Origin of the sequence: Campylobacter sp., assembly GCF_019423325.1 — a bacterium.
GTDB lineage: Bacteria > Campylobacterota > Campylobacteria > Campylobacterales > Campylobacteraceae > Campylobacter_B.
This window is the reverse complement of record NZ_JAHZBQ010000003.1, coordinates 81,991-97,259: the sequence shown is the minus strand read 5'-3', so window position 1 is coordinate 97,259 and position 15,269 is coordinate 81,991. Positions and strand designations below refer to the sequence as shown.

The window sequence follows — 15,269 nt, the reverse complement described above, 5'->3', positions numbered from 1 at the left end:
CAAAGGATGGTTATGAAAAAATTTATTCTAGCAGCTATTTTAGCGGCTTTTGCTTTTGCGGGCGATTACGAGCTCGTAGGTAGCGTAAATACTTCGTTTAGAATTTTTGGCAAAGACGATCGCATCGAAGTTATCGCGGTTAAAGATCCTAAGATCGACGGCGTGACCTGCTACGTCTCTTACGCCAAAAAAGGCGGTGCCAAAGAGATCATCGGCGTGGAGGAGGACCGCTCCGAAGCCTCTGTGTCGTGCGTGCAGACAGCGCCTAAAATCATCATCAAAGAGGAGCTGAAAAAAGAGGATATTTTTGAAAAACGCAGCTCGTTAATTTTCAAAAAGACCCACGTAGTTAGGCTTTACGACGCGGTGCAGGGCTCGCTAATCTATTTGGTTTATTCAGACAAAGTGATCGACGGCTCGCCCAATAACTCGATCTCGGCTATCCCATGCCGCCAAGCTGTGGGCGACGTATGCGAGCTCGCATATACCCAAGGCAAAAAACAATAAGAAGGAATTTCGCCAAGATAGAATCTTATCGCAGCGGAATTCTAAATTAGAAATTACGCGATGAGATGACGCACTTTAATAGAATTTACTAAATTTCGCAGCATTTTATAAAATTTTATCCGAGCCGTTAAATTTCTGCGCGAATGCCCAAGATGAGAATTTTACCGCTTTATCAAAGCATCTTAACGCATATTCGCGCTACGCTAGTAGGCGTGCGCTTGCAGGTCGTAAAATGAAAAATTAAGCAATTTTTGCTAAAATCTCGCGATTTTGAAAACCCTCGTAAATCTAAAGGAAATCAATGAAGACATTTTTTAGTATGGAGTGCGCGTCAGTGATGCTACTGATTTTGGCGCTAGCCTGTGCGATCGCCACTTTCGTAGAGACCGCTTACGGCACGGAAGTAGCTTGGGCAATGGTTTATTCTACTGCGTGGTTTGGCGCGCTGATGGTGCTTTTGGGAGTAAATTTAACCTACAATATCTATCGCTACCGCATGATTAAACTTCGCACGCTGCCTGCGCTAATCTTTCACGCAAGCTTTTTGTTTATGCTTGCTGGAGCGATTTTGACGAGATATTTCGGCTTTGAGGGCAATATCCATATAAGAGAGGGCGGCGAGAGCTCGATCGTAACGACTAAAGACGAGGTCGTTCAGCTTCTTACTTTAGGCAGTGACGGCGAGTTTATATCTGCTGACGAGAGCAAATTTTTAAACGGCGCAGGACGGATGAACTTCGATCTCAATCTAGACGTAGAGGGTAGGATCGCAAATTTAAAATTTAAAGAGCTCGTAGAACATGGCGAGCTAAAATGGGTGCAAGATCCGACCGGACAGGCCCCTGCGCGCGTGGAACTATTATTTTCAAACAATGTTGGCAGCCAAAATGTCTCCTTGCAATCAGGCGAAAGCATGGATATAGGCGAGCTTAGTATTACTTTTAATGCAGAGCCTAAAAGTAAGAATTTCATCTATATAAAATCCAAAGACGGCAAATTCTATCTAAACTCAAATCTTGATATAAACGCCACTAAAATGGCTGATATGAGCACTGCACCGCTTAAGAGAAACGAGGATAATCCGCTAGGCAATCTCTTGCTTTACAGCTTTGACGAAATAAATTTCGCCCCCGTTAGCCTGCTTAGCTCCGCGGTCGAGAAATTCGTCCCGATCGCTGCAAATTTACCGGGTGAGCCCGGCGTAGTAGCTACGCTAAGCTTTGCGGGGCAGAGTCGCGAAATCTACGTGCCTAGGGATTCGCATGGCGCTAGCTACAAGGTCGGAGATAAGAATTTCATCGTAGCCTTGGCGCCAAAGATGCTTCATCTGCCTTTTAAAATCGCGCTTCGCGACTTCGTGATGGATCGCTACCCAGGCACCAATTCGCCCTCCGGATATAAAAGCGAAATCACGCTAAAAGACGGCAATTCGAGCTTTGATTATGATATTTTTATGAATCACGTGCTCGATTACGGCGGATACCGATTTTTCCAAAGCTCATACGACACGGATGAGCGTGGTACCGTGCTTTCGGTCAATAAAGACCCCGGTAAAGTTCCAACTTACATCGGTTATTTTTTGCTTTGCGTAGGGATGTTTTTTAACTTTTTCAACCGGGGCTCGCGCTTTTTCAAGCTCTCGCGCTTAATCAGCGAAAATACGCATCTTGCTAGAGAAAAAGATGTAAATTCTAAAAATTCGGCGTCTAGCTCGGTGCCCGCAAGCTCCGCAGAAAACTCTGCATCAAAACGCGCCAAAAAATCGCGACGCGGCACTAAAGGTGCGGCATTAGCATTAGTAGGCGCGTTGGCTTTGAGTTTGGCCGCATTGTATCCTAGCACAGCAAATGCCGAACAAAACTCCACTACTCAAAATTCTAGTTCCGTCTCAAACACAGCTACAGAAAATTCCGCGCCACAAAGCCCGGCTAGCGTGCAAGATCCCGCTTCGCAAAATTCCGCGCAGAATTCCGCCGCTGAAAATTCCAAGCAAAGCTCCACTCCGCAAGAATCTGCAGTGGAGCAAGACTCCGTCCCACCGCATAATTTTTCTACTATGGGAGGCGAGCTAGCCGTGCCGAAATTTGATCCTAAATTTAGTGAGGATTTAGCAAGCCTCGTAATTCAGGGATTTGATGGGCGAATGGAGCCTTTTGATACAGTTTCTAGGGAGCTTTTAAATAAAATTTACCGCGCCGACAACTACAAGGCGCCAAATGGCGAAATTTTAAACCACAACGCCGCTGCGCTTTCGTTTATGCTAAATCAAAGCTACTGGAGGCGTGCGCCAATCATCAAGGTTAGCGAGCCAGAGCTTAAAAAAATTCTAGGTATGGATGAGAAGCAAAGCCACGCCAGTATGATGGATTTTTTTGAATTTAAAGGCGGCGAGAGCTACTACAAACTCGATAAAATGGTCGAGGAGATCAACCGCAAGCCTTTGGGCAATCGCGGTGTGCTAGATAAAGAGATCATCAAGGTAAATGAGCGCGTAAACGTCTTTTACTCGGCGTTTATGGGGGATTATTTTAGAATTATTCCGGTTAAGAACGCTAAAAATAACGAGTGGCTTTCGCCGCTATATCTAGGCGATGCGCTGGATCAAAACGAATCTGCTGAAGTTAAAAAGATGATGGGAATATTCGTTTCGTCCGTGGTCTATGCCCAAGAAAGCGGGGATTGGAGCGGCGCAGAAAAGATGCTAAGCTACGTCAAAAAATACCAAGCGCAAAACGGAGCAAATTTAATGCCTAGCGAGAGCGCGATAAAATATGAAATTTTATTTAATAAGGCTAAAATTTTTTCTCGCCTCTTTCCGATCTACACTATATCGGGATTTTTGCTTCTGATCTTTATCTTTTTGCGAATGATGAAGCCCACTCTTCGCTTAGGCGGCGCGTTTAAGCTCGTTTATATCGTAAATATCATTGCTTTCATCGCGCATACCGCAGGTCTTGCGCTGCGCGGCTACGTTTCGGGGCACGCGCCGTGGAGTAACTCCTACGAATCGCTCATCTACATCGCGTGGGCGCTGTCGCTAAGCGGAATATTTTTCTCGAGAAAATCCGCTATTTCGCTAGCGCTAACGTCGATAATGGCGGGCATAACGCTGATGGTGGCGCATCTTAGCGACATCGATCCGCAGATTACCAATCTTCAGCCGGTTCTAAAATCGCACTGGCTTACGATCCACGTCTCGGTAATCACCGCGAGCTACGGATTTTTAGGCCTTTGCATGCTGCTTGGAATTTTTACCCTCGTGATGTTTTTATTCGATAAGAAGAACCCCGAGATCGCGCGCAACATCACAGAGGCGACGCACATTAACGAAATGTCGATGATCCTAGGGCTTTGCTTGCTGACGGTCGGCAACTTCCTAGGCGGCGTGTGGGCAAACGAAAGCTGGGGGCGCTACTGGGGCTGGGATCCGAAGGAGACCTGGGCGCTCATTACGATTTTTATCTACGCGGTAGTAGTGCATTTTAGATTTATGCGCAAGCTCAACAATCAATTCGCCTTCGCGGTAGCCTCGATGTTTGCGTATTTTAGCGTCATAATGACCTATTTTGGCGTAAATTTCTACCTAAGCGGCATGCACTCTTACGCTAGCGGCGAGCGCATTCCGGTACCCGGCTGGGCGTACGTGATGGTTGCCTCGATGGTGGCCCTTGCGATCGCGGCGTATTTCCGCTCGGGCAAATCGGCTAGACTTTAGATAGGTGGGGCCCAAATTTCAGAATAATAATTTTGAAATTTCGCCCGGATTTCGCAGCTTGCCGAGGCTTTATGGATTTATGAAATTTATCTTTAAATTTTGGCTAGGCTTTGAAATCCCGCAGAATTTTATAGAATTTTACGATTCGCGATTACGCTAAATTTTAAAATTTTGCATCGCGACAGAATTCTTTGATGCTTGAGATTTTTAAGGCGTCGTAAAATTCTAATGATTTGGAATTTACGCCGCTATGGGGTTTTAATGTTTTAAATTTTACTTCTAGTGGAATTTTTTCATGCGACGGAAGCGCGACGTAATTTAGAATTTTAAAATTTCAGTTAGCGCGCTAGCGTAAAATTTTGCCTTACTGCTGCCATGACTGAGGAGTGAAATTTTAAAATTTTAAATTCCGCGCCATGATAGAACATGACAGAATTTGAAAATTTATAAAATTTTAAACTGCGAAAACGCCTCGCTAGGCATTAAAATTATCTTAAAATATAATTTAGCTTGCAAGGTTAAGCTAAATTTCTGCTTATAATCATATTGATTTAATCTTTATTTGGCTAAAATTGATGCTTATCAATTTTTTAATTTGAAAGGATAAAGATGTCTGATCTAAAACAGGATAGACGAGGCTTTATCGGGCTTACTTTCGGCGCAGTTGCCGCCGTGGGTGGCGTTTTCGCACTCGTGGGGATGAAGAAATCGTGGGATCCGTTACCTAGCGTGCGCGCTGCGGGCGTCACTACAGTAGATTTAAGTCCGATCAAAGAGGGCGAGCTGTATCAAACGCAGTGGCGCAAAAAGCCGATTTTCGTGCTTAAAAAGACTGCTGATATGCCTAAAAACGATGCCCGCGACGTCGTCGTAGGAGATGCTAGATATACGCTTTGCATAGGGCTTTGCACGCATTTAGGCTGTATTCCTAGCTACAAGCCATCGACGCAACAGTTCATCTGTGCATGTCACGGCGGGATTTTCGATGCTAACGGCGTAAACGTGTTCGGTCCGCCGCCGCGTCCTATGGATATACCGCCCTTTAAAATCGACGGAACGAAACTCGTTTTAGGCGAAGAGGGCCCCGAATACCAAGCCCTAAAGCAGAAAGCATAGGAGGCGCAGATGGCACATATCAGAAAAGCTACGGGAGTTTGGGATTGGTTCGACCAAAGGCTCGCCGTAACGAAATTTTTCAAGGTGATGGTAAGCGAGTATTGGATTCCTAAAAATATTAGCTTCCTTTGGGCGATGGGCGTTATTTTGATGACGCTATTTATAGTTTTGTTCGTTAGTGGACTAATGCTCGTGATGTATTATAAGCCAGATGTCAATTTGGCATTCGATAGCGTAAATTTCACGATTATGAAAGAGGTCGAATACGGCTGGCTATGGCGACATATCCACGCAGTATCGGCATCAGTCGTATTTTTGATCCTATACATTCATACTTTAGTAGCTATATATTACCGCTCGTATAAGCAAGGGCGAGAGATGATTTGGGTAAGCGGAATGCTGCTTTTCATCATCTTTTCGGCTGAGGCTTTTAGCGGATATATGCTTCCGTGGGGGCAGATGAGCTACTGGGCAGCGATGGTTATTACTAATCTTTTTGGAGGAATTCCAGTAGTTGGCGATGCGATAGTCGAATGGATTCGCGGCGATTATGCTGTTAGTGATCCAACGCTGACGCGATTTTTTATGCTTCATGTCTGTTTGCTGCCTATTGTGGTGGTTGCGGTGCTGGCAGTGCATTTTTATTCGCTTAGATTTCCGCATGTAAATAACCTAGACGGCGAGGAGATTGACTTTGAGCTCGAGGGTGAGAAGTATTTGGAAGGAAAAACTAGCGAAAGTAAGGTAATTCCGTTTTGGCCGGGCTTTTTGGCGAAGGATTTTTTCTATGTCAGTATCTTTATGATATTTTTCTTTTATCTAGTGGGCTTTCACTTCGATTTTGCGATGGATCCGATAAATTTCGAGCCGGCAAACAGCCTCAAAACCCCAACGCATATCTATCCGGAATGGTACTTTCTCTGGGAGTATGAAATTCTGCGCGGATTTTACTTCGACGTAGGGCCGCTTAAGGCTGCCGACATCGGACTTATCGCCTTTGCCTTCGCTGGAGTTTCGCTGTTTTTTATCCCACTATTTGATCGCAGCAGCGTAGTAGCCCCCGCGCACAAAAACAAGGCGTTTTTCATTTGGTTTTGGGTTTTGGTAATCGACATGATCCTGCTTAGCCTTTTCGGCAAGCTCCCTGCAGACGGCGCGGAGCTCGGTATCGAAAACAAATACTGGGGCTTTGCTTTATCGATCATATATATCGGATTGCTCGTCGTAGTGCTTCCGCTAATTACAATTGCAGAAAGGAAGAGGGTCTAGCCATGAAAGAGATAAGAACCCTAATCTTGGTGCTTTTTTGTGTGGGAATTTTATACTGGTTTATCGAGCCTTATGCTCATACTAAGCTCAGTCCGCACACCGATCCGGTAAATTACGATTTTGCAGCAGGCGATACGGCTTTAGCCGCGCATAACGTAGCCGCAGAAGAAAGCGCTTTAGCCGCAGCTGAAAAAGGCGGGGATGAGACGATGATAAAAAATTCTAAAAAAGCCCTAGCCAGCGCGAAAGAGCAACAAGACAAAACGGTGCTTTTTTGGGACGAGATAAATAAAATCGATCTTAGCAAAGGCGATGCCGTGCGCGGCGCTGAAACCTTTACAAATGCAGGCTGCACCGCATGTCATGGAGTAAAAAGTGCAAATATCCCCGCCCCTATGGACGCGGCAAGCGCTAGTGCCGCATACGGCGTCAATCCTCCGGATCTTAGCAGCGCAGGCTATCTATACACCGATAAATTCTTAGCTGCACTCATCAAAGATCCGATCATGGCTCTTAAGCTAGATCAGAAATTTGGCGACGAAAAACCTTTTCCGATGCCTGGATTTTTCGGTGCGGGCGGTGATCTAAATCAAGAGATCGCCGATATCGTAGCCTATCTAAAATCGCTCGCTCCTAGCGAGGATAAACTAATCGCCTCTGAGGCTGCTGCTAGCGGCATCAAACAAGGCACCGAACTAGACGAAGCGCAGAAAAAATTCCTTTTAAACAAGGCGGTTTTTGAGGATGCTTGTCTAAGATGCCACGACGTCAAATATGATAAGCTATTTGCATCCAGTGACAAGGCTAGCTTGGCTGCGTATATGGGCTCGACGCCTCCTGATCTTTCGATGATGATCCGTTCTAAGGGCGCCAACTATCTGCACGAGTTTATCAACGATACGCAAAAGAAGCTTCCAGGCACCTCGATGCCGCGCGTAGGCTTGAACGAAAACGCTGAAGCCAAGGTCGTGGAGTATCTGGCTGACGTAGGCGACAGCAAAAAAGCCGAGCGTGAAGCTACAACCATAAATATTATGATTTATTTCTTGATCCTTTCTGTTTTTGCAGGTCTTTGGAAAAGTAAAATTTGGTCGAAACTTCACTAAAATTTTAGCAGTCGGAATAAAATCCGACTGCCGTTTAAAATTCCGCCATATCCTAAATTCTATTAAATTATATCTATCAAAAAGCTCTCGCAATTGAGAATTTAGCCGCTTTCGTGCTTTATGATAACCGCTTTTTTTATTACTTTTTAAGATTTTTCTACATATAATTGCTACTTAATTTTGAAATTTAATGTATAAATTTAACTTAAGAAGGTTCAGATGAAATTTTTTAAATTTGCGATTTTGGCTCTTATTTTTCCATTTTGCATGTTGCTGGCGCAGACCGATTATCGCGCCGAAGCGGCGGCGATTAAAGAAAAATTTGCCCAGGCGGTTAAATTTTATGTAGACGGCAATAACTCGGAGGCCAGAAAGATAACCCAAGAGGCGTATTTCGGGCATTTTGAAAATTTAGAAGCCGGCATTCGCATAAATTTAAGTCAGAAAAAATCCTACGATATGGAGAAGCAATTCGGCGATATCCGTAAAGCGATCAAAGCTGAAAAGCCTCTAAATGAGATCCAAGCAATGATCGATAATCTAAATCGCGAGATTGACGAGGTTCTGCCTGTGATTGAATCTGGTCATCGTCTCGTAGCCGAGTATCAAGACGGAGGCGATGGCAGCACTTCTGTGCCAGCCTCAGGCGGGAATTCCGCAGCATCCGGTACAACTTCGCCGTGGATGAGCGTCTATACGGAATTTAAAACTGAGCTGGATAATGCTAAAGCTGCGTTTGATAAAAAAGACACTGCTGCGCTAAAAGCTGCGCTAAATCGCGCTAAATTTGATATCTACCGCAACGAACGTCTAGAGGAGGCAGTGCGAAAATATGTCTCATCTCAGACCGATCAATCGATTCAGCAGATCATCGGAAATCTCTTGCGCGAGGATGCAGATACGGACAAATCAAAATTTGACGAAGCGATAAACGCCCTAGATAATCTAGCATTAAAAGCCGTAAATGATTTGCCGCAAGAAAGCTACTCCATAGCGCCGCAGACTGCGTTAGCACAAAGCGATACTAGCGAGGATGAGGGCAAGGATTTTACGCCGATTGTGCAAAATATCAAAGACAAAATGGCTAAGGTTTTGCAGCTTTACGAAAGCGGCAAGGTTGATGATGCGATCGACGAGAGCGGTAATATCTACTTTGATGAATACGAAGAGAGCGGCATGGAGAATATCGTCGGTGCTAAAAATACTCAGCTTAAGCTAGACACCGAAGCAAGCTTTAATAAAATTTCGGCTCTTATGCGCGCGGGTGCTTCCAAAGAGCAGATTGTAGCGGCGCAAAACAAGCTATTTGATCAGCTCACCCAAAGCCTAGAGCTAACGAAGAAATCAAGCAATTGGGATCTATTCTTATACGCGTTTATCATCATCTTGCGTGAAGGATTTGAAGCGCTCATCATCGTAGCCGCAGTCATCGCTCTACTTATAAAATCCGGCAACTCAAGGCACCTAAATATCGTTTACAGCGCTCTTGGCGTCGCGGTTGTGCTAAGTATCGCTACAGCTTACGGGCTGAATTATATCTTTGGTAGCGAAAATGCAGGACAAACGCGCGAAGTGATGGAGGGCGCGGTGATGTTAATCGCCGTAGTTCTGCTATTTTATGTGGGCTTTTGGCTTCTTTCAAATGCAAGCTCCAAAAAGTGGAGCGCCTATATCCAAGGTCAAATTTCAAACAGCCTAAGTTCTGGCGATAGCAAGATGCTTTGGTGGACGGTATTTTTAGCGGTTTATCGCGAGGGCGCAGAGACGGTGCTATTTTACCTGGCACTACTTTTCGATGCTAAAAGTCCGGCTGCTACCAGCATGGTAGCAGCAGGCTTTGTAGCGGGTCTGGCGGCTCTTATTATAGTTTATATCGTCATCAAAAAATTCTCGCTTAAAATCGCCATCAAGCCATTTTTCATCGCTACATCAGTCATTATCTTTTATATGTCCGTCGTATTCGTGGGCAAGGGCGTGATGGAGCTAGTCGAGGGCAAGGTATTCGTGCCTACGGTAATAGACGGGCTTCCTACGATTACGTGGATCGGATTTTATCCTTACGTCCAGAGCCTCGTGCCGCAAGCGGTGATGATCGTACTTTTGATCGTAGGAATTTTAATCTTAAAAAATAAGCAAAAAAACAAATCTTAATAAGGAGAGAAAAGATGAAAAAGATTTTTTCAGGTATGTTGGCGCTAAGCCTAGCCTCTGTTATAGCAATGGCGGGAGAGCATCCAATCGGCGAGCCGATTGAGCAAAATGGAATGGAGATCGCGGCAGTTTATCTTCAGCCTATCGATATGGAGCCTAAAGGCATTGATCTAGCTCCTAGCAAGGCGGACATCCACCTTGAGGCGGATATCCACGCCATCAAAGGCAATGCAAACGGATTCGGCGAGGGCGAGTGGATCCCTTACCTAAAGATCGCTTACGTGCTTAAAAACCTAGATACCGGCAAGATCCAAAAGGGAAATTTCATGCCGATGGTAGCTAGCGACGGCCCTCACTACGGTGCTAATATCAAGATGGTAAACGGCGTAGGCAACTACGAGCTAACCTATAACATCGAAAATCCAAGCGCCAACGGATTCGGCCGCCACGCGGACAAAGCGACCGGTGTAGGCAAATGGTGGGAGCCGTTCTCGGTTAAATACACTTTCCAATACACAGGCGCTCCTAAAGAGTAAATCATAGATGGCTCCGCCGAGTTCGTTTTCGGCGGAGTCCTAGCGGTATTGGGTTTAGCCGCATGCTTTAAATTTAAGGCGGTTAAATTTAGCCCGTTTAAATTTAACCGCTACGCCGTAGCTAAAACGTATCGTTTTGCTTCAATGCGTTTAAGCTTACGAATCTTTTTAGCTGCGGCAAAATTTTAAAATTTCAAGAGAATTAAAATTTTAAAATTTAGCGCGCTGCAAGGACGAGATAAAACCAAAGCAAGAGCGTGGCGAAATTTCTCTTTGCGGGTGGCTCTTGCCGTTGCGAACTTTTTTGCAAGCGGATTTGAAATTTTAAAATTTACAAAATGGCGTAGGTTTTAAAATTTTAAAATTTAAGCAATTATAGGCGATTTACGCGCATTAGACTCGATGAGGATTTTTAATGACGATATTTTTTTATCACGTTAGCTTGGCTCTATTTCCGCTCGCGTTTTTAAGCGCGTATCTGGGCGGCAGGCGCTTTATCAGCGCATCGTTTTTGCCCGCGCTTTTTGGAGCTGCATTCGGGGCGCTGTGCTTTAGCGCATTTGCGCGCTCGGCAAACGCCGATACGGGCAAGATCGTATTTGATGCGCTCGCACTTTTAGCGCTGCTCGCGCTACTGCTTGCGTTTAAGTTTAAGCGATTCTATCTTACCGCTATAGTTATTTTTGCTCTTGGTTGCGCGTATGGATTTGAATACCGCTTCATAGGGATGAATTTTAAAATTTTCTCCGGCGAGCTACTGGATAGCTTCAGCCTAACCAACCTCTTTATGGCGGTTTTAGGTGCGCTGGCGCTAATTTTATTCTATTTTATTTATCGCTCAGCTCTAGCGCGCGCGAGCAGAGGCACAAAGCTAGTGTCGTTCGCTCTTGCGTGGGTGTTTGCCTTTATTGCTAAAATCGGCTTTTTAGGTCTTGATCTGCGCCAGGCAGACGCGCCCAAAGCTCTAGCTGCGAAGGGTTTTGAAGGGCTTTCAAACGCGATTGGCTCGTCCGAGTTTCTAAGCGTCATCGCTAAAATCATCCATTACAACAACTCCTATCTGACGCTAGCTCTTTGCCTTATAGCCGCGCTAATTGCGCTACTTACGGCATTTCGTGCGCCAAGACGTCTGCCTCGCGAAGCGGACATTATAAAATTTAGAGAGGTTAAGGCGGGCAGATTCGCCATTTTTAGAGATTTTAGCCTGATCTTGTCGCTTGGGGTTTTAATCAGCTTTTTGGGGCTTTATTATATCTTGGTCGCTTCAAAACCACCTACGATCGATGAGCCTAAGATCATCGAGCCGCAAGGCGCGGAATTCATAATCGATGCAAACATCGTAAAGGACGGCAAGCTGCACCGCTTTGCCTACGTCACCGACGACGGGCATAAGGTCAGGTTTTTTCTACTAAACCGCTTCACGGACAAATTTGCCCCGGTCGCGGTTTTTGACGCGTGCTCGATCTGCGGCGATATGGGCTACATCAAAAAAGGCGACGAGCTCATCTGCATCGCTTGCAACGTGCGTATCTTTTTGCCGAGCGTCGGCAAGCTTGGCGGCTGCAACCCAATCCCGCTAGATTATAAGCTAGAGGGGCAAAATATCGTCATCGCACTTAAGACGATTGAAGATGGCGCGTCCTATTTCTCGGAGATCGTGGATAAAAAGGTGATCGATCCGGTCAGTAGAAAAGAGATTTTAAACACCTCTAAATTTAGCTATCTTTACTACGGACGCACCTACTTTTTCGAAAGCGAAGCGAATGCAAACGCCTTTACCGCACACCCCGAGCGCTATGTAGATGAAAACGGCACGCTAAAGGAGCTTAAATAATGTTTTTACGCATCATCAAATCCTCCATTTTAAACTCCAGGGATAGCAAAATTCTAGCGTTTTTGACCATATTTTTATCGGTCTCGCTGATCGCTTGCATGCTAAATATCACGCTAAAAATCGGCGATCAGGTCGCTAAGGAGCTACGCAGCTACGGCTCAAATATCGTAGTGCTACCGCGCTCGCAAAGCCTAAGCATCGAGATCGGCGGGCGCGAATACTCGCCGCTTAAGAATGACGATTTCTTAAAAGAGAGCGAGCTGCATAAGATCAAAGAAATTTTTTGGCGCAATAATATCACCGCCTTTGCGCCCTTTTTAACTACCCGCGCGGGAGATTACGACGTCGTGGGAACCTACTTCGAAAAGGACGTAGGCGTTAGCGATGAGCCTGATTTCAGATCGGGCGTGCGCTCGCTCTATCCGTTTTGGAGCGTAGAGGGACAGTGGGTAAAAGACGGTGCCGATGACGAGGTGCTTGCAGGAGACGGGCTTGGGCTAAAGATCGGCGATACGGTTAAGCTTGGAGATTATGAGGTTAAGGTCGTAGGAATTTTGCACGGCGCGGAGGATGAAGCCAAAAAGCTGATAGCAAATTTATCGCTAGTGCAAAAGCTAACGCACAAAGAGGGCCTCATCGCCAAGGCAGAAGTTAGCGCCATGACGATCCCCGAAGACGATCTGTCCGTAAAGGCAAGAAGAAGCCTCGATAACCTGGACGCCGTCGAATACGACACATGGTACTGCTCGGCATACGTAAGCTCCATCGCGTATCAGATCACCGAGGAGTATCCAAACGCAACTGCTAAGGCGGTCCTTAGCGTCAGCGAAGCTCAAAGCGGCATCACGAAGAAGATTCAAAATTTAATGGGCGTCGTAAGCATTCTATCGCTGCTAATCTCAAGCATCTGCATCACGAGCCTGCTAAGCAGCGAAATTTACAAGCGCAAAAAGGAGATCGGCTTGCTTAAGGCGCTGGGAGCGAGCAATTTTATGATCTATATCCAGTTCGCCGCCGAAATTTTCGTCATCTGCATACTTAGCTCGCTCGTGGGCGCAGTTGTGGGCTACGCGCTTAGCTGGGCGATCGCGTATCAAATTTTTGGCTCCTTTATCGGCGTATCGCTGATGGTCTTTCCGCTTAGCATCGTCTTTGGACTTCTTATTTGCATTATCGGCTCGATTTTGCCGCTACGCGGAGTGATCAAGCTGCTGCCTGCGGAGGTGCTTTATGGTAGGAAATAACGGAGCGTTTTTCAGAGGCGCGATCTTTAAAAGTATCATCAACAGCGGCATTCGCAGCTTCGTGATTTTCGTCGCGATCATGCTAGGCAGCGCGGTTTGCGCGGCGTTCGTAAATATCTACGCCGACATCGATAAAAAGGTCGCCAGCGAGTTAAACAGCTACGGCGCAAATTTAATCGTAAGCCCCGCAAATTTAGAAAATTCCCATATGGACGAAGCGGCACTCGATGCAAAATTTGCCAAAATTCCAGCTCTAAAAAGCGCGAATAAATACCTTTTCGGTAGCGCAAATTTAGGCGTAAACTCAGGCATCATCATGGGAGTAAATTTCTCCTCTCTGCGCGATACGATGCCGTTTTTGGATCTCAAAGAGGGCTCGTTTATCGGCGTGGATTTCGACGATAAAAACGCGCTCATCGGCCAAGATCTCGCCAAGCTTTTGGGCGCGAAGCTCGGCGACAGTATCGAGATCACGCCGCTCGGCTCAAACGAAACGAGCAAAGTTAAGATAAAAGGCATCGTCTATGACGGGCAGAAAGAGGACGGCATGCTGCTAATCTCGCTGCCGCTGGCGCAAAAAATTTTAAATCAGCCTGCGCAGGTAAATTACGCCGAAGCGATCGTAAGCGGCGATTTTAAGCAGCTAAGCGAAATTTCAAAAAGCCTAAGCGATGCGCAGATGAGCTTCGCGCCGATCGGCAAGGTATCCAAGACCCAGGGCATCATCTTAAACAAAATCAAGCTTTTGATGCTTCTTATCGGCATTACGATCCTTCTAATCACCTCGGTCTGCATCAACACGAGCCTTAGCTCGATCCTGCTTTCGCGTATCAAAGAGTTCGCGCTCATCCGCGCAATCGGCGCGAGCAAACAAAATTTGCTCCACCTGATCCTGAGCGAAATTTTAACCGTCTGCGTCGCAGGCTCGCTAGCTGGAGTATTCGTGGGATACCTGCTCGCGATCTTGCTGGGGCATCTGATATTTTCAAGCAGCGTGGATTTTAGGCTAATTAGCCTCTTTGCAGCGGTCGCGCTGAGCCTGATTTTTGCGCTCGCGGCAAGCTACTATCCGATCAAAAAGGCGCTGAATCCGAATTTAGCGAATCTATTAAGGGAATGACATGGAAATTTTAAAATTTGAAGGCATCTGCAAATACTTCGGCGAGGTCAAGGCTCTCGATAATATCAGCTTCGACGTTTTAAGCGGCGAGTGGGTCAGCATAATGGGCCCAAGCGGCAGCGGCAAAAGTACGCTGGTAAATATCCTAAGCCTGATGGACACCCCCACCGCGGGCAGATATATCCTAGGCGGAGCCGACGCGAGCGCGCTAAACGACGAGCAAATTTTAGAATTTCGCCGCAAAAAGATCGGCCTCGTGTTTCAGCAGTTTCATTTAATCCCCTATCTAACGGCCGTCGAAAACGTCATGTTAAATCAATACTACCACAGCTGCGTGGACGAGGGCAGCGCCAAGGCAGCACTTGAGAAAGTAGGGCTCGGGCACCGCATCACGCACCGCCCTAGCGAGCTTAGCGGCGGCGAGCAGCAGCGTGTCTGCATCGCTCGCGCACTCATCAATGACCCCGACATCATCATCGCGGATGAGCCTACGGGCAACCTCGACGAGGCCAACGAGCGCGTGGTTTTGCAGCTCTTTCAGACGCTTCGCAGCGAGGGCAAGACGCTGCTTTTAGTCACGCACAACGAAGAGCTCGGCAAATTTGCCGACAAGGTGGTGCGCCTAAGACACGGCAAGCTCGATCGAATAGAACTTTTGGATCAAAGCACGA

At 46.4% G+C, this 15,269-nt stretch carries 10 protein-coding genes and 1 pseudogene; all 11 read left to right on the top strand.

Translation table 11 applies throughout. The features are described from left to right. Positions 1-12: 12 nt before the first annotated feature. Positions 13-507 (top strand): CreA family protein, encoded by a 495-nt coding sequence (locus QZ367_RS08270; protein ID WP_291939511.1) that lies wholly within the window; start codon positions 13-15, stop codon positions 505-507. Between the two features lie 301 nt (positions 508-808). Continuing rightward, on the top strand, positions 809-4,222 hold the full coding sequence (ccsA, locus tag QZ367_RS08265) for a cytochrome c biogenesis protein CcsA (RefSeq protein ID WP_291939508.1): 3,414 nt from the start codon (positions 809-811) through the stop codon (positions 4,220-4,222). 609 nt (positions 4,223-4,831) lie between these two features. Then, positions 4,832-5,338, top strand: coding sequence for a ubiquinol-cytochrome c reductase iron-sulfur subunit (gene petA / locus QZ367_RS08260; protein ID WP_177387024.1), 507 nt, complete (start codon positions 4,832-4,834; stop codon positions 5,336-5,338). A 9-nt stretch (positions 5,339-5,347) separates the two neighbouring features. After that, the gene (locus QZ367_RS08255) at positions 5,348-6,607 is read left to right on the top strand and encodes a cytochrome bc complex cytochrome b subunit (RefSeq protein WP_291939503.1); all 1,260 of its coding nucleotides are present in this window, start codon (positions 5,348-5,350) and stop codon (positions 6,605-6,607) included. Between the two features lie 2 nt (positions 6,608-6,609). Beyond that, complete coding sequence (locus tag QZ367_RS08250) at positions 6,610-7,713, top strand: c-type cytochrome (protein ID WP_291939500.1); 1,104 nt, start codon at positions 6,610-6,612, stop codon at positions 7,711-7,713. Positions 7,714-7,932: 219 nt separating this feature from the next. After that, positions 7,933-9,864 carry an FTR1 family protein gene (locus tag QZ367_RS08245; protein ID WP_291939498.1) on the top strand — a complete coding sequence of 644 codons (1,932 nt, stop codon included), beginning with the start codon at positions 7,933-7,935 and terminating at the stop codon, positions 9,862-9,864. 14 nt (positions 9,865-9,878) lie between these two features. After that, positions 9,879-10,400 carry an iron transporter gene (locus tag QZ367_RS08240; RefSeq protein WP_005869331.1) on the top strand — a complete coding sequence of 174 codons (522 nt, stop codon included), beginning with the start codon at positions 9,879-9,881 and terminating at the stop codon, positions 10,398-10,400. Positions 10,401-10,815: 415 nt separating this feature from the next. After that, positions 10,816-12,234: a Fe-S-containing protein gene (locus QZ367_RS08235; protein WP_291939489.1), complete on the top strand. Its 1,419-nt coding sequence runs from the start codon at positions 10,816-10,818 to the stop codon at positions 12,232-12,234. Continuing rightward, positions 12,234-13,478: an ABC transporter permease gene (locus QZ367_RS08230; RefSeq protein WP_291939486.1), complete on the top strand. Its 1,245-nt coding sequence runs from the start codon at positions 12,234-12,236 to the stop codon at positions 13,476-13,478. Before QZ367_RS08235 ends, QZ367_RS08230 begins: the two co-directional genes overlap by 1 nt. Further along, positions 13,465-14,598, top strand: coding sequence for an FtsX-like permease family protein (locus QZ367_RS08225; protein ID WP_291939483.1), 1,134 nt, complete (start codon positions 13,465-13,467; stop codon positions 14,596-14,598). Before QZ367_RS08230 ends, QZ367_RS08225 begins: the two co-directional genes overlap by 14 nt. A gap of 1 nt (position 14,599) precedes the next feature. Further along, positions 14,600-15,238, top strand: a pseudogene (locus QZ367_RS08220) (ABC transporter ATP-binding protein); the annotation flags it as partial. Positions 15,239-15,269: the final 31 nt, after the last annotated feature.